Source organism: Streptomyces sp. NPDC001068 (assembly GCF_042897315.1).
Lineage (GTDB): Bacteria > Actinomycetota > Actinomycetes > Streptomycetales > Streptomycetaceae > Streptomyces.
In genome coordinates this window covers 244,719-266,797 of record NZ_JBIAYD010000003.1, presented here as the reverse complement: position 1 = coordinate 266,797, position 22,079 = coordinate 244,719, and the positions used below count along the sequence as shown (strand labels likewise).

The 22,079-nt window shown below is 71.4% G+C and carries 22 protein-coding genes and 1 tRNA gene; 13 read left to right on the top strand and 10 right to left on the bottom strand.

From position 1 onward, the window contains the following. Positions 1-76: 76 nt before the first annotated feature. Positions 77-150, top strand: a tRNA-Met gene (locus tag ACFY3I_RS10645). A 155-nt stretch (positions 151-305) separates the two neighbouring features. Here the strand turns inward: ACFY3I_RS10645 and ACFY3I_RS10640 are convergent. The 3 genes from ACFY3I_RS10640 to hisN form a co-directional block, all read right to left on the bottom strand. Then, the gene (locus tag ACFY3I_RS10640; protein WP_365290576.1) at positions 306-725 is read right to left on the bottom strand and encodes a Fur family transcriptional regulator; all 420 of its coding nucleotides are present in this window, start codon (positions 723-725) and stop codon (positions 306-308) included. 116 nt (positions 726-841) lie between these two features. Then, positions 842-1,234 carry a CBS domain-containing protein gene (locus ACFY3I_RS10635; RefSeq protein WP_365290578.1) on the bottom strand — a complete coding sequence of 131 codons (393 nt, stop codon included), beginning with the start codon at positions 1,232-1,234 and terminating at the stop codon, positions 842-844. 183 nt (positions 1,235-1,417) lie between these two features. Continuing rightward, complete coding sequence (gene hisN / locus ACFY3I_RS10630; RefSeq protein ID WP_365290580.1) at positions 1,418-2,218, bottom strand: histidinol-phosphatase; 801 nt, start codon at positions 2,216-2,218, stop codon at positions 1,418-1,420. Positions 2,219-2,614: 396 nt separating this feature from the next. Between hisN and ACFY3I_RS10625 the strand changes: the two genes are divergently transcribed. Next, complete coding sequence (locus ACFY3I_RS10625; protein ID WP_365290582.1) at positions 2,615-3,217, top strand: TetR/AcrR family transcriptional regulator; 603 nt, start codon at positions 2,615-2,617, stop codon at positions 3,215-3,217. Positions 3,218-3,367: 150 nt separating this feature from the next. On the opposite strand, the gene ACFY3I_RS10620 is transcribed toward ACFY3I_RS10625, so the two are convergent. From ACFY3I_RS10620 to ACFY3I_RS10605, 4 genes are all read right to left on the bottom strand, one after another. Then, a complete protein-coding gene (locus tag ACFY3I_RS10620) occupies positions 3,368-3,691 on the bottom strand; it encodes a multidrug efflux SMR transporter (RefSeq protein WP_351321695.1) in 324 nt (107 codons plus the stop codon). A gap of 76 nt (positions 3,692-3,767) precedes the next feature. Then, positions 3,768-4,778 carry a ribosome small subunit-dependent GTPase A gene (gene rsgA / locus ACFY3I_RS10615; RefSeq protein WP_390860271.1) on the bottom strand — a complete coding sequence of 337 codons (1,011 nt, stop codon included), beginning with the start codon at positions 4,776-4,778 and terminating at the stop codon, positions 3,768-3,770. Positions 4,779-4,790: 12 nt separating this feature from the next. Further along, complete coding sequence (aroA, locus tag ACFY3I_RS10610; RefSeq protein WP_390860270.1) at positions 4,791-6,143, bottom strand: 3-phosphoshikimate 1-carboxyvinyltransferase; 1,353 nt, start codon at positions 6,141-6,143, stop codon at positions 4,791-4,793. A 92-nt stretch (positions 6,144-6,235) separates the two neighbouring features. Beyond that, positions 6,236-6,958, bottom strand: a complete 723-nt coding sequence (locus tag ACFY3I_RS10605; protein WP_390860269.1) for a M50 family metallopeptidase — start codon at positions 6,956-6,958, stop codon at positions 6,236-6,238. 51 nt (positions 6,959-7,009) lie between these two features. Between ACFY3I_RS10605 and ACFY3I_RS10600 the strand changes: the two genes are divergently transcribed. From ACFY3I_RS10600 to ACFY3I_RS10555, 10 genes are all read left to right on the top strand, one after another. Then, on the top strand, positions 7,010-7,825 hold the full coding sequence (locus tag ACFY3I_RS10600) for an SOS response-associated peptidase (RefSeq protein WP_390860268.1): 816 nt from the start codon (positions 7,010-7,012) through the stop codon (positions 7,823-7,825). A 26-nt stretch (positions 7,826-7,851) separates the two neighbouring features. After that, positions 7,852-8,484, top strand: coding sequence for an alpha/beta family hydrolase (locus ACFY3I_RS10595; protein ID WP_390860267.1), 633 nt, complete (start codon positions 7,852-7,854; stop codon positions 8,482-8,484). A 307-nt stretch (positions 8,485-8,791) separates the two neighbouring features. Next, positions 8,792-9,475, top strand: a complete 684-nt coding sequence (sigR, locus tag ACFY3I_RS10590; protein WP_365290594.1) for an RNA polymerase sigma factor SigR — start codon at positions 8,792-8,794, stop codon at positions 9,473-9,475. Beyond that, entirely contained in the window at positions 9,472-9,792 is a 321-nt protein-coding gene (gene rsrA / locus ACFY3I_RS10585; protein WP_365290596.1) for a mycothiol system anti-sigma-R factor, read from the top strand. Before sigR ends, rsrA begins: the two co-directional genes overlap by 4 nt. Positions 9,793-9,983: 191 nt before the next feature. Then, positions 9,984-11,303 carry an HD-GYP domain-containing protein gene (locus ACFY3I_RS10580; RefSeq protein ID WP_390860266.1) on the top strand — a complete coding sequence of 440 codons (1,320 nt, stop codon included), beginning with the start codon at positions 9,984-9,986 and terminating at the stop codon, positions 11,301-11,303. Between the two features lie 149 nt (positions 11,304-11,452). Beyond that, entirely contained in the window at positions 11,453-12,673 is a 1,221-nt protein-coding gene (locus ACFY3I_RS10575) for an HD-GYP domain-containing protein (RefSeq protein ID WP_390860505.1), read from the top strand. 114 nt (positions 12,674-12,787) lie between these two features. Next, the gene (locus tag ACFY3I_RS10570) at positions 12,788-13,768 is read left to right on the top strand and encodes a hypothetical protein (RefSeq protein WP_365290738.1); all 981 of its coding nucleotides are present in this window, start codon (positions 12,788-12,790) and stop codon (positions 13,766-13,768) included. A gap of 155 nt (positions 13,769-13,923) precedes the next feature. Beyond that, positions 13,924-14,574 carry a peptide deformylase gene (def, locus tag ACFY3I_RS10565; RefSeq protein WP_390860265.1) on the top strand — a complete coding sequence of 217 codons (651 nt, stop codon included), beginning with the start codon at positions 13,924-13,926 and terminating at the stop codon, positions 14,572-14,574. Between the two features lie 293 nt (positions 14,575-14,867). Further along, on the top strand, positions 14,868-15,953 hold the full coding sequence (gene cyc1 / locus ACFY3I_RS10560) for an epi-isozizaene synthase (protein WP_390860264.1): 1,086 nt from the start codon (positions 14,868-14,870) through the stop codon (positions 15,951-15,953). Continuing rightward, a complete protein-coding gene (locus ACFY3I_RS10555; protein WP_390860263.1) occupies positions 15,950-17,329 on the top strand; it encodes a cytochrome P450 in 1,380 nt (459 codons plus the stop codon). Before cyc1 ends, ACFY3I_RS10555 begins: the two co-directional genes overlap by 4 nt. 39 nt (positions 17,330-17,368) lie before the next feature. Here the strand turns inward: ACFY3I_RS10555 and ACFY3I_RS10550 are convergent, their stop codons facing one another. Then, complete coding sequence (locus ACFY3I_RS10550; protein ID WP_390860262.1) at positions 17,369-18,334, bottom strand: helix-turn-helix domain-containing protein; 966 nt, start codon at positions 18,332-18,334, stop codon at positions 17,369-17,371. 93 nt (positions 18,335-18,427) lie between these two features. On the opposite strand from ACFY3I_RS10550, the gene ACFY3I_RS10545 reads away from it, so the two are divergent. Then, positions 18,428-18,688 carry a hypothetical protein gene (locus tag ACFY3I_RS10545; RefSeq protein ID WP_365290608.1) on the top strand — a complete coding sequence of 87 codons (261 nt, stop codon included), beginning with the start codon at positions 18,428-18,430 and terminating at the stop codon, positions 18,686-18,688. Here the strand turns inward: ACFY3I_RS10545 and ACFY3I_RS10540 are convergent. Both ACFY3I_RS10540 and ACFY3I_RS10535 read right to left on the bottom strand, forming a co-directional pair. After that, positions 18,601-19,614: a ribonucleotide-diphosphate reductase subunit beta gene (locus tag ACFY3I_RS10540; protein ID WP_390860261.1), complete on the bottom strand. Its 1,014-nt coding sequence runs from the start codon at positions 19,612-19,614 to the stop codon at positions 18,601-18,603. The genes ACFY3I_RS10545 and ACFY3I_RS10540 overlap by 88 nt on opposite strands. Further along, complete coding sequence (locus tag ACFY3I_RS10535) at positions 19,614-21,980, bottom strand: ribonucleoside-diphosphate reductase subunit alpha (RefSeq protein WP_390860260.1); 2,367 nt, start codon at positions 21,978-21,980, stop codon at positions 19,614-19,616. Before ACFY3I_RS10535 ends, ACFY3I_RS10540 begins: the two co-directional genes overlap by 1 nt. Positions 21,981-22,079 lie beyond the last annotated feature (99 nt).

The following is a 22,079-nucleotide window of genomic DNA, read 5'->3' as shown; positions in this document are numbered from 1 at the left end:
TTTCCGCAGGTCAGACGGGCTGACCGTAATGGATTTGCTTCTGCTCGCGTCTCTCACGTAATGTTCTGTTCATCGACGCGGGGTGGAGCAGCTCGGTAGCTCGCTGGGCTCATAACCCAGAGGTCGCAGGTTCAAATCCTGTCCCCGCTACTGAAGGCCGAGGGCCGGAATCCGGAAACGGACTCCGGCCCTCGGTCGTTCCATGACTTCCGCTCCGAAGCCGTCTCCCGGCCCGGGCGCCGGCCGGCCACAGCGACACGAAGGCCCCGGCACCATCAGGGTGCCGGGGCCTTCGAGGGCTTTCGTCAGGCGCTCGCCGCGCAGTCCGGGCACAGGCCGCGGTAGGTCACCTCGACGTCGGAGACCGTGAAACCGAAGCGCTCCGAGGCGGGGAGGTCGCCCAGCGGGTTGCCGGTGGGGTGGACGTCACGGATCGAGCCGCAACGGGCGCAGACCAGGTGGTGGTGCGGCTGGTGCGCGTTCGGGTCGTACCGCTTGGCGCGCTTGTCCGTCGAGACCTCGAGGACCTCGCCCAGGGTGACCAGCTCGCCCAGCGTGTTGTAGACGGTCGCCCGTGAGATCTCCGGCAGCTTGGCGACGGCCCTCGCGTGGACCTCGTCGGCCGTCAGGTGGACGTGTTCACCGTCGAGGACCTCTGCCACGACACGTCGCTGCGCGGTCATCCGCCATCCGCGTCCACGCAGCCGCTCCAGAAGGTCACTCATGGCATCAAGCCTAACAGCAGGCCGACCATTTCCCGAACGGGTGTGAATTTGGAGCTGGACTTGACTTGGACCAAGTCCAGCTTGGTGGACCCGTTCCGGGGCCGGATGGCAGGCGGTCAGGCGGGTTGCGGTGCGCGGGTCCCGGCCCAGCAGCGGATGATGTCGCGGACCGAGACGATGCCGGCCGGTTCGCCCCCTTCGAGGACGATCAGGTGGCGGAAGCCGCCGTCGGCCATCGCCCGCGCCGCCTCCTCCAGGGTCCAGGCCGGGGTGGCGAACACGACGTCGTTGGTGGTGTGCGCGTGGATGGGCTCGGTGTCCGGGTTCTGGCCCAGGCCGACCGAGTTCAGGATGTCGCGTTCGGTGAGGATGCCGATCCCGCCGGCGTCCGGGTCGTGGACGATCGCCGCGCCCACGCGGCGCGCGGACATCAGGGCGGCCGCCTGGCGGAGCGTGTGGGCCGGGCCGACGGTGAGGACCACCGTACTCATGGCGTCACGGACGAGCATGGAAGGTGCCACCTCCTAGGGAACCGCGGAGATAGTTCAGCGATTCACAAGTTCACAAAGTGGGGGTGCTCTCAGGGTGGCAGGTAAAGCCCGGGTCAACAAGGGGGTGTGGGTAGCCAATTGAGGGCGCACGCGCTCATATGTGCCAGGGCGGGTTGCCCCGTTCCGCCCCAGAAGGCTGTTTCAGTAACGCTGGGAGAGGTACGACAGCAGCTCGTCGTGGAGCAGACCGTTGGACGCGGCCGCGTTGCCGCTGTGCGGGCCGGGGCGGCCGTCAAGGCCGGTGAAGGAGCCGCCGGCCTCCGTCACGACGATCGCGGTGGCCGCCATGTCCCACAGCGACAGCTCCGGCTCGGCGCAGATGTCCACCGACCCCTCGGCGACCATCATGTACGGCCAGAAGTCGCCGTAGGCGCGCGTGCGCCACACGTCCCGGGTCAGATCCAGGAAGCCGTTCAGCTGCCCTCGCTCCTCCCAGCCGCCCAGCGAGGAGTACGCGAACGAGGCGTCGGACAGCTTCGAGACCTTGGAGACCCGCAGGCGGGTGGCGGAGGTGAGGCTGCGGCCGGTGTAGGCGCCGTGTCCCAGCGCCGCCCACCAGCGACGGCCCAGCGCGGGCGCGGAGACCACGCCGACGACCGGCCGGTAGCCGCCCTCGGCGGCCTCCATCAGGGAGATCAGGGTCGCCCAGACGGGGACACCGCGTACGTAGTTCTTGGTGCCGTCGATCGGGTCGATCACCCAGCGGCGGGGGCCGGTGCCCTCGACGCCGTATTCCTCGCCGAGGACCGCGTCCCGGGGGCGGGCGCGCTGCAACTGGCCGCGGATCAGCTCCTCGGCCGCCTTGTCCGCCTCGCTCACCGGGGTCATGTCCGGCTTGGTCTCGACCTTGAGATCGAGGGCCTTGAAGCGGCCCATGGTGGCGGCGTCGGCAGCGTCCGCGAGTACGTGGGCGAGCCGCAGGTCATCGTGGTAGTCCGGCATGTGCCGAACGCTATCTGCCGGGGCGGGCGCCGGGCTACACGGGACGGCGCGGAAACGGGGGATGTCGGGGGGAGACGGGGGATGTCGGGGAGGTGGCGGGGGAGACGGGGGAGAGCGGGGTGCCGGGCCGAGTCCGGCGAGGTCCGGGAGCCGAAGCGTCCCGGGGAGCCGAAGCGTCTCGGGGCCCGGAGGGTCACGGCACCTTCCGGCGGCGCGGCGGCGCGGCGGTGCGGCGGTGCGGCGGTGCCGGGAGGGCGCCGCGAGAAGCGGGGGCCCGGACTCGGGGCTCCCGCGTGCGATGGCCGAAGGGCGCCCCCCGGTGCCTTCGCGAACCCTTGACAGTGGGATCGTGCGCGTCAAATCTGGGCGCAGAGCCGCTCTCTCCAGGAGGCGACGATGCCTGCAGCCCGGGATTCCCTGCTGGACGCCGCGTACGCGGCGCTCGCCCGCCGCCCGTGGGCCGCCGTGCGCATGGTCGACGTGGCCGTGGCGGCCGGAGTGTCCCGGCAGACGCTGTACAACGAGTTCGGCAGCAAGGAAGGCCTGGCGAGGGCGCTGGTGCGCCGGGAGGCCGACGGATACCTCGCGGGCGTGGAGCGGGCCCTGGGCAGCCATACCGAGGTCCGTGAACGTCTGACGGCGACGGCCGAGTGGATGGCCCTGGCGGCCCGGGACAACGCGCTGGTACGAGCGATGCTCACGGGGTGCTGGAGCGAGCGGCTGCCGTCGCCGACGCTGACCGCCGTGCCGTCCTCGTCGGCGGTGCCGGCGCAGCGCCGGGCCGACGGGCCGCTGCCGTCGCCCGGGGATTTCGTGCAGATCGTGCGGGACCGGGCGGTGGCGGTACTGGCGGGTGGCGGGACGGCGCGGGGGAACGGCGAACTGGCCCGGTCGTGCGAGCTGGTGGTGCGGCTCGCGTTGTCCTGCGTGGCCGCGCCGCCCGGCGAGGGCGGGCTGGCGGAACTGGTGCGGGGGGCACTCTCGCGGCAGCCGGTGTGAGCCGGCGGCAGCCGGTGCGAGAGAGGGCGGGACGGTTGTGTTCCGGCCACGGATGAGCGGGGGCCCGTCGTGCGGTTCCCGCGGCCCTCGGCCGAACGCGGCGGTCGCGAGCCGGCGTGGCACCGCGTTCCTGCCGGTGCGGCGTGGATGTCAGTGGGCGGAGCCCGACAGCTGGAGGCCGATCACGCCGGCGATCACCAGGCTGATGGAGATGATCTTCAGGGTGGAGACCAGGTCGCCGAGGAAGATCATGCCGTAGATCGCCGTGCCCGCCGCCCCGATGCCGGTCCAGACCGCGTACGCCGGGCCCACGTCCAGCTTCTTCAGGGACAGGGTCAGCAGACCGAAGCTGCCGAGCGCGAAGGACGCGAACGCGATCGTCGGCCAGAGACGGGTGAAGCCGTGGGAGAGTTTGAGGCACACGGCGAAGCCGGTCTCCAGAATTCCGGCCACGATCACCAGCAGCCACGCCATGTGCCGTCCTCCCGTAAGTCCAGCTCGGTGCGATTATGCACTTACCGAACTCGGGTCAGGACAAACAACGCGGTGGTCAGTCACCTTCCGTGCGCTCGCGTGTCGCGAGGAGACGGCGCAGCGAGTACAGGCGAGCCGGGTCCGCGTGGCCCTCGGCGACCCACTCGTCCAGGGCGCAGTCCGGCTCGTCGTGGCTGCACGCGCGCGGACAGTTCGCGGTGCCGGGCTCCAGGTCGGGGAAGGCGTGGATCACGCGGGACGGTTCGATGTGCGCCAGTCCGAAGGAGCGGACGCCCGGAGTGTCGATGACCCAGCCGTCGTCCCCGGTGAGGGGCAGGGCCAGGGCCGAGGTGGTGGTGTGGCGGCCGCGGCCGGTCACCGCGTTCACGTGGCCCGTCGTACGACGGAGGTCCTCCGGGACCAGGGCGTTCACCAGTGTCGTCTTGCCGACTCCGGAGTGGCCGACGAACGCCGTGATCCTGCCGTCCAGATGCTCCTGGACCACGCGGGCCGCGTCCCCCGACTCCAGCTCCTCGCGGCTGGTGACCACGTACGGGATCTGCAGGTCGCCGTAGAGCTCCAGGAGCTTGTCCGGCGGGGCCAGGTCCGACTTGGTCATGACGAGGAGGGGGGTGAGCCCGCCGTCGTAGGCCGCGACCAGGCAGCGGTCGATGAGCCGCGGGCGGGGCTCGGGGTCGGCCAGGGCCGTGACGATCGCCAGCTGGTCGGCGTTGGCGACGACCACCCGCTCGAACGGGTCGTCGTCGTCGGCGGTGCGGCGCAGCACCGAATTGCGGCTCTCGATGCGGACGATCCGGGCCAGGGTGTCCTTCTTGCCGGACAGGTCGCCCACCAGGGCCACCCGGTCACCCACGACCGCCGCCTTGCGGCCCAGCTCGCGCGCCTTCATCGCCAGCACCGTACGGTCCTCGACCAGGCAGGTCAGCCGTCCCCGGTCGACGGTCAGGACCATGCCCTCGGCCGCGTCCTCGTGCGCCGGGCGGATGTGGGTACGGGGCCGGGTGCCCTTGCGGTTGGGGCGCTGGCGGATGTCGTCCTCGTCGGTGTGCTTGCCGTAGCGGCGCATGGTCGTCCGCCCCTAGGCCCCGTCGCTCCCGAGCATCCCGGTCCACAGGTCGGGGAAGTCCGGCAGGGTCTTGGCCGTGGTCGCCACGTTCTCGATCCGGACACCGTCCACCGCCAGGCCGATGATCGCACCGGCGGTGGCCATGCGGTGGTCCTCGTAGGTGTGGAAGACCCCGCCGTGCAGGCCGCGCGGACGGATGTGCAGACCGTCGGCGGTCTCGGTGACGTCACCGCCCAGCTCGTTGATCTCCTTGGTGAGCGCGGCCAGCCGGTCCGTCTCGTGGAGCCGGAGGTGGGACACGCCCCGCAGGGTGGAGGGGGAGTCGGCGAGCGCGGCGACCGCCGCGATGCCGGGAGTCAGTTCACCCACGTCACCCAGGTCGACATCGATGCCGTGGATCCGGCCGGAGCCGCTGAACTCCAGGCCGTGGTCGGTCAGTTCGCAGGAGCCGCCCATCTCGGTGAAGACCTCGCGCAGCCGGTCGCCCGGCTGGGTGGTGCGCGCGGGCCAGTCCGGGATCACCACCCTGCCGCCCGTCACCAGCGCGGCGGCCAGGAACGGCTGGGCGTTGGAGAGGTCCGGCTCGACGGTCAGGTCCCGGCCGAGCAGGGCGCCCGGGGTGACCCGCCAGACGTTCGGCTCGCCCCCCGACTCGGGGGTGTCCACCTGGGCGCCGACCGCGCGCAGCATGTCGACGGTCATCCGGATGTGCGGCAGGGAGGGCAGCGTCGCGCCGACGTGGCGGACCTCCACGCCCTGGTTGAACCGCGGGCCGGAGAGCAGCAGGGCCGACACGAACTGCGAGGAGGACGAGGCGTCGACCGAGACCGGGCCGCCCTCGAGGGCGCCGCTGCCGTGCACGGTCAGCGGAAGGGAGCCCCGGCCGTCGTCGTCGATGCGGGCGCCGAGGACGCGCAGCGCGTCGATCACGCCGTGCAGCGGGCGCTCGTAGGAGCGGGGGTCGCCGTCGAAGCGGATGTCACCGGCCGCGAGGGTGGCCACGGGCGGGAGGAAGCGCATCACCGTGCCGGCGTTGCCGACGTCCACGGTGGCGGGGCCGCGGAGGCCGGCCGGGAGCACCCGCCACGCCTCGCCGGATCCGTCGGGGCCGCCCGCGACGGAGGAGCTGGAGGACACGGTCTCGTCGATGCCGACGCCCATCGCCCGCAGGGCACCGGCCATCAGCAGGGTGTCGCGGGACCGGAGCGGGCGGCGCACCCAACCGGGTTCGGAGGCGAGGGCGGCGAGGACGAGGGCGCGGTTGGTGACCGACTTGGACCCCGGCACGTGAACCGTCGCGTCGACGGCTCCGCTCGCGTGCGGGGCGGGCCAGAGGGCGGTTGGTGCGGTGGGGTTTGCGGCCATGGGGTCACTTTAGTGCGGTGACCGGAGTCCGGGTGCGGGTCGCTCCGCGGGTGAGCCCGTTTTCAGGTGCGGTTCCGCGGCGCCCGCCGGGATCACATCCCGAGCAGCCAGCGGCCCCCGCCGATCAGCGAGCACAGCGACACCGCGTGGAACAGGAACAGCCACATGCCCGCCGGTACATGGGTCAGGCGGGACAGCTGGTCCGCGTCCGAGTCGCCGGCGCCGCCCCGTGAACGCTTCGCCTGGAGTTCGAACGCCGGGCGCACCCCGCCCAGCAGCAGGAACCAGACCACCGCGTACGCGAACGCCGCCTGCACCTGCGGCCCCGCCAGCCAGGACACCAGCACGAACGCGCCGCCCGTCACGAACACCGTCAGCACGCCGTACGCGTTGCGGATCATCACCAGCATGGCGACGAGCAGGGCCGTCGCGACCCACAGCAGGAGGGTGATGCGGCCGGCGCCGAGCAGGGCCGCGCCGCCGAGGCCGAGCAGCGGGGGCGCCGTGTAGCCGGCCGTCGCCGTCAGGATCATGCCCAGACCGTGCGGCTTGCCCCGGCTGACGGTGAGGCCGCTGGTGTCGGAGTGCAGCCGGATGCCGGTGAGCTGACGGCCGGTGAGCAGCGCGACCAGGCCGTGGCCGCCCTCGTGGGCGATGGTGATGGCGTTGCGGGATATCCGCCACAGGGTGTGCGGGACGACGACCGCGAGGGCGGCGGCCAGCGTGGCCAGCACCACCCACAGGTCGGGGTCGGACTGCGTCCCCGTCAGACGGTCCCACAGGTCGGGCAGCGCGAGGGCGGCTGAGCTGTCCATGGTCTGGCGGTTGCTCCCTCTGGTGGTGTGGAGTCTGGCAGTGTTGCACGTATGTGCGGACGGTATGCATCCAGTCGTGGACCAGAGGATCTCGCAGGAACCTTCGAAGTGGAGAAGTGGGAGCCCGAGGAGACCCTGGAGCCCGACTACAACGTGGCGCCCACCAAGGAGGTGTACGCCGTCCTGGACCGTCCGTTGAAAGACGCCGACGACCGGCGTCCGGTTCGGCAGCTGCGCAGGCTGAAGTGGGGACTCGTACCGTCCTGGGCCAAGTCGCCCGAGGGCGGCGCCAGGATGATCAACGCGCGCGCCGAGACCGTGCACGAGAAGCCGTCGTACCGCCGTGCCTTCGCCACCCGGCGCTGCATCCTGCCCGCCGACGGCTACTACGAGTGGGTCACCGCCGAGGACGAGCGGGAGCTCGAGGTCGAGGGGCGCCGGAAGCGGCCGCGCAAGCAGCCGTACTTCGTGCTCCCCGCCGACGGCTCGGTGTTCGCCATGGCCGGGCTGTACGAGTTCTGGCGGGACCGCACGCTGCCCGACGAGCATCCGCTGGCCTGGTGGGCGACCTGCTCGGTGATCACCACGGAGGCGGAGACCTCGCCGCTCGCGGTGGCGCCCGCCGAGGGCCCGCGGTCGCTCTTCGACATCCACCCCCGGATGCCGCTGATGCTCACCCCGGACCGCTGGGACGCCTGGCTGGATCCGGCCCGCACGGACCCCGGGGAGCTGCGCTCGCTGCTCGCCCCGCCGCCGGAGGGCCTGATGCGGGCCTACCCGGTCTCCACGGCGGTCAGCAACGTCCGCAACAACAGCCCGGAACTGCTGACGGAGCTGGAGGCACCGGAGGAGTCCACCCTGTTCTAGGACGGGACAGCCCTTAGCCTCCTGGCGTGACCACTTCGAAGATCGTCGGTACCGGGGCGGGAGACGCCCGCATCACCTGGCACGAGGCGTCCGGGGCACGGCTGGTGCTCGCGGTGGGCCATGGGGCGGGCGGCGGCATCGAGGCCCGTGACCTCCAGGCCCTCGCCGCCGAGCTGCCCCGGCACGGCGTGACCGTCGCGCTCGTCGAGCAGCCCTGGCGGGTCGACGGCAAGAAGATCGCCCCCGCGCCCCGGACGCTCGACACGGGCTGGCGGGGCGTGTGGCCGGCGCTCGCCGCACCGGGGCTGCCGGTGGTGTCGGGCGGGCGCAGCGCCGGCGCCCGGGTGGCCTGCCGTACCGCCGGTGACCTGGCGGCCGCCGGTGTCCTCGCCCTCGGCTTCCCGTTGCATCCACCGGGCAGGCCCGAGAAGTCGCGGGCCGCGGAGCTGCTGGGGACCGGGGTGCCCACGCTCGTCGTGCAGGGCGGCAACGACCCGTTCGGGAAGCCCGCCGAGTTCCCGGAGGGCGACTACACGCTCGTCGAGGTGCCGGCCGCCGATCACGGGTTCGCGGTGGCCAAAAAGGCCGACATCACACCGGAACGGGCGGTGACCATCGTCACGGACGCGGTCGCCGCATGGATCACGACGCTGGGGTGACGCCCGGGAATGTTGCGCGGTGGACCACTGTTGAGGCGGACAGAAGTGCTGGGGCACCAGCGCCGTCGCCGAAGGAGAGGAAGTCCGCCGCATGGGTTCGACCATCTGCCCTCCCGTCGCCCACCACCACCCGGTGGACGGGCTTCGCCCGGCAGGGTCCGATTCGAGCCGCAGCAGCGCTGAGCTGGACTGGACAGTGCTGCACGCGGCCAAGACCGCTCCTATTCGAGCGGCGGCAGGCACGGGTCGTGTTCTATCCTCCGAGTCGAGTGGGATCGGTTTCGGTCCCGCCCTGGATCTTGAGGAGGTGGGTCCGGTCACTGGGACCGACGCAGGGACCGACAACGGCCAGGCGGAGCTGCCCGAGGGCCGGGGCAAGGGCGCGGAGTCGACCTCGGAGCGCACCGCGCGCTTCGAGCGGGACGCGCTGGAATACCTCGACCAGATGTACTCGGCCGCGCTGCGCATGACCCGCAACCCGGCCGACGCCGAGGACCTGGTGCAGGAGACGTACGCCAAGGCGTACGCGTCCTTCCACCAGTTCCGCGAGGGCACCAACCTCAAGGCCTGGCTGTACCGCATTCTGACCAACACCTTCATCAACTCGTACCGCAAGAAGCAGCGCGAACCCCAGCGCTCCGCGGCCGAGGAGATCGAGGACTGGCAGCTCGCGCGCGCCGAGTCGCACATGTCGACCGGTCTGCGCTCGGCGGAGTCGCAGGCGCTGGACCACCTGCCCGACTCGGACGTGAAGGAAGCGCTGCAGGCGATCCCCGAGGAATTCCGCATCGCCGTCTACCTTGCCGACGTAGAGGGCTTTGCGTACAAGGAGATCGCGGACATCATGGGGACACCCATCGGTACGGTGATGTCCCGGCTGCACCGGGGCCGCCGTCAGCTGCGCGGCATGCTGGAGGACTACGCGCGTGAGCGCGGGCTCGTACCGGCCGGCGCCGGGGAGTCGAACGAAGCGAAAGGCTCGGGCTCATGAGCTGCGGAGAGCCGCACGAGACGGACTGCAGTGAGGTACTCGGTCACCTGTACGAGTTCCTCGACAGTGAGATGCCGGACGTCGATCGCGTCAAGTTCAGGCAGCACTTCGACGAGTGCTCGCCGTGCCTGGAGAAGTACGGGCTGGAGCAGGCCGTCAAGAAGCTGGTCAAGCGGTGCTGCGGTCATGACGACGTGCCCAGCGACCTGCGGGCGAAGGTGCTCGGGCGGCTGGACCTGATCCGGTCCGGGCAGACCGTCCCGGAGCACGACGTGACGGCCACCCCCGAGACCACGCCCGCTCCGCAGGAGAGCTGAGCCCGGGCTTCCGCCCCTCCTCCCCGGACGCGTCCGGGGCCCGCGGACACCACGGCCGAGTCCCCCGGACGCCACCGCGCCCGGGGTGGTCCGTCACCCGAATGTGCTAATCCTCCGGTCATACCCCCCGGACCCTCCGGCATCCGCCTAGGCTCCGGAGCCTGGACAGGCATGGTCGGGGGAGGGGCGAGATGGAGGCGGTTCCGGCACGGGCACGCGCCTACGTGGCCTGCGTCGCCCTCTGCGCCCTGTGGTGTCTGCTCCCCCTGCCGGCCGCGCGTACGCCCTGGTGGGCGGTGGCCCTGCCGGCCGCCCTGTACGCGGTCTGCGAGTACGGCCTGCGACGGCGGTTCGGCGGCACGTTCCATCCGGTGCTGCTCGCCGCCGCCTTCCTGCTGCCGCCACCGGCCGCGGCTCTGGTGCCGCTGCCGGGTGCGCTGCTCTCGAGGGTCGAGCAGCGGCCCCGGACCCTGCGCCGCGTCTGGCGGGCCGCCGAACTGGCCGTCGCCGTGTGGTGCGCGGGCCGTGTGCACGGCGCCCTGGGCGGCCGGGACTCCGTGCTGGGCTGCGACTTCCCCTACGCGCTGCTGCCGTGCGCGGCGGCGGTGCTGGCGTTCTGCGGGGTGCTGGCGCTCCTGGACGGCGGGATCCTCGCGCTGGCCGAGCGCGTCCCGGTACGGCGGGCCTGGCGGGGGCTGCTGTCCCGTTCGCTGGCGCCGATCGGGGTGCACGGGCTCGTCGGGCTGATGATGGCCGTGCTGTGGCGCAGCCCCTTCGGCCCGGTGGCCGCCCTGCTCGTCCTGCTCCCGATGTGCGTCTCCTGGTGGGCGTTCGCCCAGTACCACCGGGAACGGGCCGCCCACCAGGCCACCATCCGCGCGCTCGTGCAGGCCGTCGACATCAAGGACGGCTACACCCGTGGGCACAGCGAGCGGGTCGGACAGGCCTCCGTGATGATCGCGCGCGAAATGGGCATGGACGACGAGCGGGTGGAGGTGCTCCGCTTCGCCGGGATCCTGCACGACGTGGGAAAGCTGGGCGTCCCGACCCGGCTGCTGCGCAAGGACGGGCCGCTCACCCCCGAGGAGCGGCGGATCATCGAACTCCACCCCGAGTACGGCCACGAGATGGTGCGCGGGATCTCCTTCCTCGGCGAGGCCCGCGCGGCGATCCTCCACCACCACGAGCGCGTCGACGGCAGCGGCTACCCGTACGGTCTGGCCGGCGGTCAGATCCCCGAGTCCGCGCGCGTGGTGGCCGTCGCCGACGCCTTCGACGCGATGACCTCGACGCGCTCCTACAGCCGGGCCCGGCCGGTCGGCGCGGCGGTGCAGGAGCTACGCCGTTGCGCCGGGCGGCAGTTCGACCGGGAGGCCGTCGACGCGCTGGTCCGGGCACTGGCCAAACAGGGCTGGCACCCCGCGGTGACCGCCGACGACACCACGTCCGGCCCGCCTGCCCCGGACCGCCCGAGAAGCGCGGCCCAGAGCGTGGGCCGAGGTGCCCCGTGACGTCCGGCGACCCGGTGCTCGGCCCCGGGCGGCCGGCTCCCGGTCCGGGCTCGCCGGCCGGCGGCGCGGTGCGCGGCCTGCCGGGCGCGACCGGCGCCCGGGGCGGCGGCCGCGGGTCCGCGGGGTTCCGGTCCCGTCCGCCCGCCGTCCTGCGGGACATCAGGGGCGCCGCGCTGCTGCTCGCCGTCGGCTGCTTCGGCGGCACCCTCTGGGAAGGGCTCGCCGACCGGGGGATCGCGCTCGCCTTCGGAGGGCTCGTGGCCGTCGGGGAGCTCAGCCGGCGGACCGGCGTCGAGGTCCGGGAGGCGGCACCGCTCGCGGCTGCCGGGGGGCTCGCCTACGCCCTGCTCGGGGCCGACGGCGGGGCCGCCACCCATGACGGGGCCTTCCAGGTCGTGGCCGTCGTCTGCGCGGCCTCGCTGCTCGGCAGCGTGCCGCACATAGCCGAGGGGCGCCGGCCCACGCTCGACCGTCTCGCCCGCCGCGTGCTCACCGTCGGCTTCGCCGCGGTCTGCTTCCAACCGCTCTACAGCAGAGGTGTGTTGGATCAGTTGAGCGGACCGGCCTACGCGCTGCTGCTGATCGCGCTGCTGGTGCTCACCACGCTCTGCGACGCGGTGCTCGCCGCAGCCCAGGCGCACGCCCGCACCGGGTGGCCGTTCGGGCCGCTGCTCCGCGACGAGCTGCGCGGACTGCTCGGCATCGGGTCCGCCGTCTGCGCCACCGGCGCGGTGATGGCCCTGGCCGTCGCCGTCGTCGGCCTGTGGGCGCTGCCCGTCTTCTGCCTGCCGCTCCTGCTCACCCAGCTCTCCCTGCGCCGGTACGCGGCCGTCCGGGCCACCTACCGGCAGACCATCGCCTCCCTGGCCCGCGCCACCGAGATCGCGGGCTACACCCCGGCCGGGCACGCCCGCCGGGTCGCCACCCTGAGCCAGGCCGTCGGGCGCGACCTGGGGCTGTCCGGAGCGGAGCTCACCGTGCTGGAGTACGCGGCGCTGATGCACGACATCGGCCAGCTGAGCCTGGTCGACCCGGTGCCGGCCGGGGCCACCGCCGCCCTGCCGCCGGCCGAACAGCGCCGGATCGCCCTGCTCGGCGGAGCGGTCGTACGGCAGACCGGCGTGGACCCGGCGGTGGCCGTGGTCGTGGAACGGCAGGCCGACCCGTACCGGCAGCAGCCGGCGGCCGCGAGGATCGTGCGGGTCGTCAACGCGTACGAGGAGAAGACCCGGGACTCCGGTCCCGGCGGGGCGCTGACCGCTCTGGAGGAGTTACGGCTCGCCACCGCCGGGGACTACGCTCCGGAGGTCGTGGAGTCCCTGGCGCGCGTGCTCTCCAGAGACTGTCTGACCTTGCGCGCGGCTGGGTAACCCATGGGTAATGAGCGGCGCTCCCGTCGTACGTGGTTGGATGCGAGGGAGAGGGTGATGTCCGGGGGCACAAGCCAGCCCACTGTGCGGAAATGGAACTGGCAGGCGGGAATCGTGAGGATCTTCGGCAAGGGACGGCACCGGCCCTCCGCCTCCTGGCGGCAGGCCACCGACCGCGCGTTCACGCTGATCGGCGACGGCCGGTACGAGGACGCGGGCGAACTGCTGACACGTGCCGCCGACCTGGAACCCTGGCTGTCCGAGTCCTGGTTCAACCTCGCGCTGCTGCACAAGTTCCGGCACGACTGGGAGCAGGCGCGTGCCGCCGGGCTCCGGGCGGTGGCCCTTCTCGACCGTGAGGCCGGGGCGCCCGACTGGTGGAACGTCGGGATCGCCGCGACCGCGCTGCAGGACTGGCCGCTGGCCCGCCGGGCCTGGCAGGCGTACGGACTGCGCGTTCCCGGCGGTGCCGCCGTCTCCGGCGAGCCGGACGGGATGGACCTGGGCAGCGCCGCCGTACGGCTGTCCCCCGAGGGGGAGGCGGAGGTGGTGTGGGGGCGGCGGCTGGATCCCGCCCGCATCGAGGTGCAGTCCATTCCGCTGCCGTCGTCCGGACGGCGCTGGGGCGAGGTCGTACTGCACGACGGGGTACCGCACGGCGAGCGGACCACGGTGACCGGGCACGCGTACCCGGTCTTCGACGAGATCGAGCTGTGGGCGCCGTCCCCGGTGCCGACCTGGGTGGTGCTGCTGGAGGCGGCGACGGAGGCGGACCGGGACGCGCTGGAGCAGCTGGCCGGGGACGCCGGGTTCGCCGCGGAGGACTGGTCCTCCTCGGTGCGGCTGCTGTGCCGGATGTGCTCCGAGTCGCGGATGCCGTCGGACGAGGGCGACGGGGTGCATCTCGATCCGCACGATCACAGTGAGCCGGGGCATCCGGGGCCGCTCGGGCACCGGACGGACGGGCAGCTGTGGGTGCCGGAGCGGGAGTGCGGGGTGGCCGCGCCGGCCACGCTGGTCAGGGGGCTGCTCGACGGATGGGTCGCCGACAGCCCGGATTCCAGGGACTGGCGGGATCTGGAAGAGGTCTGCTGAACATCGTTTCGTCGGGTGCGCGCCGGTGGGGGCTCGTCGCGCGCACACGGCGGTAGCCGCACATCGGATACGGTCCCGCGCCCCTGAAGGGGCGCGCCCACGTACCCTGTATCAGCTACATCCCTCCGTTCAACCCAGGAAGGTTCACGTCGGTCATGGCGCAGCAGGACACCGATCAGCAGCACGCGGGCGTGCTCCCCGTGGATGACGACGGGTTCGTCGTCGACACCGAGGAGACCGACGAGCGCGAGAACGCCTGGCGTGCGCGGGGGACCTCGCGGCCCATCACCGTCGTCGGGAACCCGGTGCTGCACAAGGAGTGCAAGGACGTAACCGAGTTCGGCGACGAGCTGGCGCAGCTGGTCGCCGACATGTTCGCGAGCCAGCGGACCGCCGAGGGCGTCGGCCTCGCCGCCAACCAGATCGGCGTCGACCTGAAGGTCTTCGTCTACGACTGCCAGGACGACGAGGGTGCCCGGCACGTGGGTGTGGTGTGCAACCCGAAGCTGGTCGACCTGCCCGCGGACAAGCGGCGGCTCGACGACAGCAACGAGGGCTGCCTGTCGGTGCCCACCGCCTATGCTCCCCTCGCCCGTCCCGACTACGCCGAGGTCACCGGTCAGGACGAGCGGGGCAACCCGATCAAGGTGCGGGGGACCGGCTACTTCGCTCGGTGTTTGCAGCACGAGACCGATCACCTGTACGGGTACCTGTACATCGACCGGCTCTCCAAGCGGGAGCGCAAGGACGCGCTGCGGCAGATGGCCGAGAACGAGCCGCGTTACCCGGTGGTCGCCAACGACTGAGACGGACAAGGTCCGTTGTGACGCCTGGTCGATTCTGTCTCGACCAGGCGTTCGTCATGTCCGGTCATACCCGATCGCCTGTCCGTCGTACATTCGATCCTTTGTGCGCCCCTAGCGAACCCTAATCAGTCACACAAGGGGAGATTCTCGGCACTGGGGGGTAGTGAATGAAGCAAATCCGTTCCCAGATCGGTCAGTTGTGGTGCTGAATGGGAAGTGCGGGGATACGCAACGGCGCACGCCCGGCACAGCGGGAGGGGTGTGCGCACCTGGCGGCTGAGAGGGGTATGTTCGTGCACGCTTTCTCACACAGCACCACATCGACGCCGACGGCGATCGCGGTTCCACCACAACTCGCCCTGCCCGTGATCGAGGCAGAGTTTCCTCGGCGACTGCACCCGTATTGGCCACAGCTCCAGGAGAAGACCCGCCTCTGGCTGCTGGAAAAACGGCTGATGCCCGCCGACAAGGTGCGGGAATATGCCGACGGTCTTTGCTACACCGACCTCATGGCCGGCTACTACCTGGGCGCCTCCGACGAGGTGATCCAGGCGATATGCGACTACAGCGCCTGGTTCTTCGTCTGGGACGACCGGCACGACCGCGACGTCGTGCACGGCCGGGCCTCCGACTGGCGGCGGCTGAGGTCCCGTCTGCACGGGGCTCTCGATGCCCCGCTGCACCATCTGCACCACCCGGACACCCTGGTCGCGGGGTTCGCCGACAGTGTGGCGCGGCTGTGCTCGTTTCTGCCGGGGAGCTGGAACCAGCGGTTCGCCCGGCACTTCCACGAGGTGATCGAGGCCTACGACCGCGAGTACCGCAACCGCACCACGGGATACGTCCCCGGGGTCGAGGAATACCTCGCACTGCGGCGCCTGACCTTCGCCCACTGGATATGGACGGACCTCCTCGAGCCGAGCGCGGGGGCCGAACTCCCGGACGCCGTGCGCAAGAATCCGGCATACCGTCGGCCGGCGTTGCTCAGCCAGGAATTCGCCGCCTGGTACAACGACCTCTGCTCCCTGCCCAAGGAAATAGCGGGCGACGAGGTGCACAATCTCGGAATCAGTCTCGTCACCCACGAGGGGATGAGCCTGGAAAAGGCTGTCGAAGAAGTCAGGCGACGCGTCGAGGAATGCATCAGCGAATTCCTCGACGCCGAGCGGGCCGCTCATCGATTCGCCGAACAGCTCGACGACGGCACCGTGCGCGGAAAGGAACTCGGTGCCGCGGTCCTGGCGTGTGTCGCCAACATGCGGAACTGGTTCAGTTCCGTGTACTGGTTCCACCACGAATCCGGCCGGTACATGGTCGACAGCTGGGACGACCGGTCCACGCCCCCGTACGTCAACAACGAAGCGGCAGGTGAGAAATGACCGTCGAGTCCGTGAAGCCCGCGGCCGCGGAGGCTTCCGAACACCGTGAACTGCGCGAACCGCCCCTCGCCCGCGGCGGTGTGCCGCTGCTCGGCCACGGCTGGCAACTCGCGCGCGACCCGCTGGCCTTCATGTCCCGGCTGCGCGCCGACGGCGACATGGTGCGGCTGCGCCTCGGCCCCAAGGAGGTGTACGCCGTGACCACCCCGGCGCTCACCGGGGCCCTCGCCCTCAACCCCGACTTCATCATCGCCGGCCCGCTCTGGGAGTCCCTGGAGGGACTGCTCGGCAAGGAGGGCGTGGCCACCGCCAACGGCCCCCGCCACCGCCGCCAGCGCCGCACCATCCAGCCCGCGTTCAACCTGTCCTCCATCCCCGACTACGGGCCGGTCATGGAGGAGGAGGCGCACGCGCTCACCGAGCGCTGGCGGCCCGGCTCCACCGTCGACTGCACCTCGGAGTCCTTCCGGGTCGCGGTCCGCATAGCCGCCCGCTGCCTGCTGCGCGGGCAGTACATGGACGAGCGGGCGGAGCGGCTGAGCGTCGACCTGGCGAGCGTCTTCCGCGGTATGTACCGGCGGATGGTCGTACCACTCGGCCCGCTGTACCGGCTGCCGTTGCCCGCCAACCGCGAATTCAACAGGGCGCTGGCCGATTTGCATCTCCTCGTCGACGAGATCGTCGCCGAGCGCCGGGCATCTGGTCAAAAGCCGGACGATTTGCTGACAGCATTGCTGGCGGCGAAGGACGAGAATGGCGAGCCCATCGGGGAACAGGAGATCCACGACCAGGTCGTCGCGATACTCACACCCGGCAGTGAAACTGTCGCTTCCACGATCATGTGGCTGCTCCAGGTCCTCGCCGAACACCCGGAACACGCCGAGAAGGTACGGACCGAGGTCGAATCCGTGACAGGCGGTCGACCGGTTGGATTCGAGCACGTTCGCCGGCTCACCCACACCAACAATGTCGTCGTCGAGGCGATGCGTTTGCGGCCCGCCGTATGGATATTGACGCGGCGCGCCAAGGCCGACACCGAGCTCGGCGGCTATCGCATTCCGGCGGGGGCCGACATCGTCTACAGCCCCTACGCCATCCAGCGCGACGCCCGCTCCTACGACGCGCACCTCGACTTCGACCCGGACCGCTGGCTTCCGGAGCGGGCCCAGGAGGTGCCGAAGTACGCCATGAGCCCCTTCAGCGTCGGCAACCGCAAGTGCCCCAGCGACCACTTCTCCATGACCCAGCTCAGCCTGATCACCGCGGCGCTGTGCGCCGCGTACCGCTTCGAGCAGGTCCCCGGGTCGGACGACGCCACCAGGGTGGGCATCACCCTGCGCCCGCAGCGCCTGCTGCTCACGCCGGTGCCCTGGTGACCCGCCGGCTCCCGGCCGGCTCCTGATACCGGCGCGCGCTCAGGCGGCCTTCGGCCCCCGGAACGCGCGCCGGTAGGCGTTCGGCGTGGTGCCCAGCTCCTTCACGAACTGGTGCCGCAGCGCGGCCGCCGTGGCGAAGCCGGTGCGATCCGCGACGGCGTCCATCGTCTCGTCGGTCCCCTCCAGCAACTCCTGCGCCAGCAGCACCCGTTGCCGCAGGATCCAGCGGTACGGCGTGGTGCCGGTCTCCTGCTGGAAGCGGCGGGCGAAGGTGCGCGGCGCCATCAGGGCCCGGGCGGCCAGCTGCTCGACGGTGACCTCCTCGTCGAGGTGCTCCGCCATCCAGGCCAGCACCTCGCCGACCGTGTCGCAGGGTCCCTCGGGCAGCGGCCGCTCGATGTACTGCGCCTGGCCGCCGTCCCGGTGCGGGGGCACCACCATCCGCCGGGCGATCTTCTTGGCGACCTCGGGGCCCTGTTCCTTGCGGACGATGTGCAGACAGGCGTCGATGCCGGCCGCGGTGCCCGCCGAGGTGATCACCGGGTCCTCGTCGACGTACAGCACGTCCGGTTCCACCCGGGTGCGCGGGAAGCGGCGGGCCAGCAGCCGGGCGTGCCGCCAGTGCACTGCGCACCGGCGCCCGTCCAGCAGCCCGGCGGCGCCGAGCACGAAGACGCCGGAGCAGACGCTGAGCACCCGGGCGCCCCGGTCCACCGCCCGGCGCAGGGCGTCGAGCAGTTCGGGCGGGTAGTCCCGTTCCACGTTGGAGTCGGAGGCCGGCACCGCGATCAGGTCGGCCTCGTCCAGCCGGTCCAGGCCGTACGGCGTGGACACGGTCAGGCCCGGCACGTGGGTGCCCAGTGACGGGCCCTCCGCCGAGACCACCGCGAAGTCGTACACCGGCAGCCCCTCGTCGGAGCGGTCGAGGCCGAAGACCTCGCAGACCACCCCGAGCTCGAAGGGGTGCACACCGTCCAGGAGCACCGTGGCCACGTTCGTCAGCATGCCGCCAGTGTGCCTCGTCGGTGGCAGCAATTCGAGGGTGCATGGCAGTGCTGCCACTGACGGTAAGGACCATCCGGCGGGACAGTGGTGTCCATGAACGGAAACCAGATCGAAGGTCTCGTCGGAATGGCCCTGGTCCTCGGGATCCTGGTCCTCATGGCCCTCCCCTCCGTGCTCGGCGTCCTGCGCGACAGGCGCATCGACCGGCAGATCAGGGAGGCCCACGAGGACCGCGGAGAGCGGGAGACCCCGATGGCTCAGAAGGCTCAGAAGTCCTCGTCGAGGTCGACGGTGCCCTCCACCGCGACCTGGTACGCGGACGGACGCCGCTCGAAGAAGTTCGTCAGCTCCTGAACGCCCTGCAGCTCCATGAAGGAGAACGGGTTCTCCGAGCCGTACACCGGGGCGAAGCCGAGGCGGCCGAGCCGCTGGTCGGCGACGCACTCCAGGTACTGGCGCATCGAGTCGGTGTTCATGCCGGGCAGGCCGTCGCCGCACAGGTCACGGGCGAACTGCAGCTCCGCCTCGACGGCCTCCCGCAGCATGTCGGTGACCTGCTGCTGAAGCGCGTCGTCGAAGAGCTCCGGCTCCTCCTTGCGGACCGTGTCGACCACGTCGAACGCGAAGCTCATGTGCATCGTCTCGTCACGGAACACCCAGTTGGTGCCCGTGGCGAGACCGTGCAGCAGACCCCGGCTGCGGAACCAGTAGACGTACGCGAAGGCGCCGTAGAAGAACAGGCCCTCGATGCACGCGGCGAAGCAGATCAGGTTGAGCAGGAAGCGGCGGCGGTCGGCCTTGGACTCCAGGCGGTCCAGGTTCTCCACCGAGTCCATCCACTTGAAGCAGAACTCGGCCTTCTCGCGGATGGAGGGGATGTTCTCCACCGCGGCGAACGCGGCGTTGCGGTCCTCCGGGTCGGGGAGGTAGGTGTCCAGGAGCGTCAGGTAGAACTGGACGTGCACGGCCTCCTCGAACAGCTGGCGGCTCAGGTAGAGCCGGGCCTCGGGGGAGTTGATGTGCTTGTACAGCGTCAGCACCAGGTTGTTCGCCACGATCGAGTCACCGGTCGCGAAGAAGGCGACCAGCCGGCCGATCAGGTGCTGCTCGGAGGGGCTGAGCCTGGCGAGGTCGGCGACGTCCGAGTGGAGGTCGACCTCCTCGACGGTCCAGGTGTTCTTGATGGCGTCCCGGTAGCGCTCGTAGAAGTCGGGGTAGCGCATCGGGCGGAGGGTCAGTTCGAAGCCCGGGTCGAGCAGGTTCTTCGTCTGGGTGGTCATTACTGGCAGGCCTCGCAGGACTCGGGGTTTTCCAGGGAGCAGGCGACCGCGTCTTCGACGGCCGTCTGCTGGGCGGGAACGGTGGGCTGGGCCTGCGCGGCGCGGGCGATCCGGGTCGCCGGGCGCGAACGCAGGTAGTACGTCGTCTTCAGGCCCGACTTCCAGGCGTACGCGTACATCGAGGAGAGCTTGCCGATGGTCGGCGTCTCCAGGAACAGGTTCAGGGACTGGGCCTGGTCCAGGTACGGGGTCCGGGCCGCGGCCATGTCGATCAGCCCGCGCTGCGGGATCTCCCAGGCCGTGCGGTACAGCGCCCGGACGTCCGCCGGGATCCACGCGAAGTCCTGCACCGAGCCGTTGGCCTCGCGCAGCGCCTCACGGGTACGGGCGTCCCACACGCCGAGGTCCTTGAGCTCGCGCACCAGGTAGGAGTTGACCTGGAGGAACTCACCGGACAGCGTCTCGCGCTTGAAGAGGTTGGAGACCTGCGGCTCGATGCACTCGTAGACACCGGCGATCGAGGCGATGGTGGCGGTCGGCGCGATCGCGAGCAGCAGGCTGTTGCGCAGGCCGGTGGTCGCGATCCGCGCGCGCAGCGCCGCCCAGCGCTCGGGCCAGGTGAACTCGACGCCGTAGTGGTCGGGGTGCAGCACGCCCTGGGCGGTACGGGTCTTCTCCCAGGCCGGCAGCGGGCCGCCGCGCTCGGCGAGGTCGGCGGAGGCCTCGTACGCGGCGAGCATGATCCGCTCGGCGATCCGGGTGGAGAGCGCCTTGGCCTCGGCGGAGTCGAACGGCAGCCGCAGCTTGAAGAAGACGTCCTGCAGACCCATGGCGCCCAGGCCCACGGGACGCCACTTGGCGTTGGACCGGCCGGCCTGCTCGGTCGGGTAGAAGTTGATGTCCACGACCCGGTCGAGGAAGGTGACCGCGGTGCGCACGGTCTCGTCCAGCCGCTCCCAGTCGATGTCACCGCTCGCGGTGTCGACGAACGCGCCGAGGTTCACCGAACCCAGGTTGCAGACCGCCGTCTCGCCGTCGTCCGTGACCTCCAGGATCTCCGTGCAGAGGTTCGAGGAGTGCACGACATGGCCGGGGACGGCCGTCTGGTTCGCGGTCCGGTTGGCCGCGTCCTTGAAGGTCATCCACCCGTTGCCGGTCTGCGCGAGGGTGCGCATCATCCGGCCGTACAGGTCGCGGGCCGGGATGGTCTTGCGCGCGAGCCCCGCGGCTTCGGCCCCGCGGTAGGCCGCGTCGAACTCGTCGCCCCACAGGTCCACCAGCTCCGGCACGTCGGCGGGGGAGAACAGGGACCACTGCCCGTCGGCGTTGACCCGGCGCATGAACTCGTCCGGGATCCAGTGCGCGAGGTTCAGGTTGTGCGTACGCCGGGCGTCCTCACCGGTGTTGTCGCGCAGCTCCAGGAACTCCTCGATGTCGGAGTGCCAGGTCTCCAGGTAGACCGCGGCCGCGCCCTTGCGCCGGCCGCCCTGGTTCACCGCGGCGACCGAGGCGTCGAGCGTCTTCAGGAACGGCACGATGCCGTTGGAGTGCCCGTTGGTGCCCCGGATCAGCGAACCGCGGCTGCGGATGCGGGAGTACGACAGACCGATGCCGCCGGCGTGCTTGGAGAGCCGGGCGACCTGGTGGTAGCGGTCGTAGATGGAGTCCAGCTCGTCCTTCGGGGAGTCGAGGAGGTAGCAGGACGACATCTGGGGGTGCCGGGTGCCGGAGTTGAAGAGGGTGGGGGAGGACGGCAGGTAGTCGAGGCGGCTCATGAGCCCGTAGAGCGCGGCGACTTCGTCCAGGGCGCGGGCGGTGTCGTCTTCGGCGAGACCGGCGGCCACCCGGAGCATGAAGTGCTGGGGGGTCTCGACGACCTTGCGGGTGATCGGGTGCCGGAGCAGGTAGCGGCTGTGCAGGGTGCGCAGGCCGAAGTAGCCGAAGCGGTCGTCGGCCGCCGGGTCGACCAGGGCGTCCAGGCGGGCCGCGTGCAGGCGCGCGAACTCGGCGGTGCGGTCCGCGATGAGGCCCTCGCGGTGGCCGACGGCGACGGACTCGGTGAAGGACGTCACGCCCTGCGAGGCGGCCTCGGCGCGGATGGAGATCGTCAGCAGCCGGGCGGCGAGCCGGGAGTAGGCGGGGTCCTCGGAGATGAGACCGGCGGCCGCCTCGGTGGCCAGCTCGCGCAACTCCGACTCGTCGGCCCGCGCGGACCGGCCGCGCAGCGCGGCCGCGGCGACCCGGCCGGGGTCGGCGTCGGGGAGGTCGGCGGTCAGTCCGGTCAGGGTCCGCAGCAACGCGGTGCCGGGACCGTCCTCGTCCACAGAGCTGGTCGCTGAAGCCGGTTCGGCTGGCGCGATGGTCACGGTGGGGCTCTCCCTCGCTCGGCACGGGGCCTGGCGGAGGGCAGGGGGCAGCACACGGGCGCACGCACGCGTGTCGCGTCCCCGGTCCACTCCACGAGA

Excerpts from the sequence above, each read along its gene's own strand:
- ACFY3I_RS10540 (WP_390860261.1), bottom strand. The coding sequence starts at position 19,614 with ATGACCACCCAGACGAAGAACCTGCTCGACCCGGGCTTCGAACTGACC.
- ACFY3I_RS10620 (WP_351321695.1), bottom strand. The coding sequence starts at position 3,691 with ATGGCGTGGCTGCTGGTGATCGTGGCCGGAATTCTGGAGACCGGCTTC.
- ACFY3I_RS10545 (WP_365290608.1), top strand. The coding sequence starts at position 18,428 with ATGAACGGAAACCAGATCGAAGGTCTCGTCGGAATGGCCCTGGTCCTC.
- def (WP_390860265.1), top strand. The coding sequence starts at position 13,924 with ATGGCGCAGCAGGACACCGATCAGCAGCACGCGGGCGTGCTCCCCGTG.
- aroA (WP_390860270.1), bottom strand. The coding sequence starts at position 6,143 with ATGGCCGCAAACCCCACCGCACCAACCGCCCTCTGGCCCGCCCCGCAC.
- ACFY3I_RS10625 (WP_365290582.1), top strand. The coding sequence starts at position 2,615 with ATGCCTGCAGCCCGGGATTCCCTGCTGGACGCCGCGTACGCGGCGCTC.
- ACFY3I_RS10555 (WP_390860263.1), top strand. The coding sequence starts at position 15,950 with ATGACCGTCGAGTCCGTGAAGCCCGCGGCCGCGGAGGCTTCCGAACAC.
- ACFY3I_RS10635 (WP_365290578.1), bottom strand. The coding sequence starts at position 1,234 with ATGCTCGTCCGTGACGCCATGAGTACGGTGGTCCTCACCGTCGGCCCG.
- ACFY3I_RS10600 (WP_390860268.1), top strand. The coding sequence starts at position 7,010 with ATGTGCGGACGGTATGCATCCAGTCGTGGACCAGAGGATCTCGCAGGA.
- ACFY3I_RS10640 (WP_365290576.1), bottom strand. The coding sequence starts at position 725 with ATGAGTGACCTTCTGGAGCGGCTGCGTGGACGCGGATGGCGGATGACC.
- ACFY3I_RS10605 (WP_390860269.1), bottom strand. The coding sequence starts at position 6,958 with ATGGACAGCTCAGCCGCCCTCGCGCTGCCCGACCTGTGGGACCGTCTG.
- rsgA (WP_390860271.1), bottom strand. The coding sequence starts at position 4,778 with ATGCGCCGCTACGGCAAGCACACCGACGAGGACGACATCCGCCAGCGC.
- hisN (WP_365290580.1), bottom strand. The coding sequence starts at position 2,218 with ATGCCGGACTACCACGATGACCTGCGGCTCGCCCACGTACTCGCGGAC.
- rsrA (WP_365290596.1), top strand. The coding sequence starts at position 9,472 with ATGAGCTGCGGAGAGCCGCACGAGACGGACTGCAGTGAGGTACTCGGT.
- ACFY3I_RS10580 (WP_390860266.1), top strand. The coding sequence starts at position 9,984 with ATGGAGGCGGTTCCGGCACGGGCACGCGCCTACGTGGCCTGCGTCGCC.
- ACFY3I_RS10550 (WP_390860262.1), bottom strand. The coding sequence starts at position 18,334 with ATGCTGACGAACGTGGCCACGGTGCTCCTGGACGGTGTGCACCCCTTC.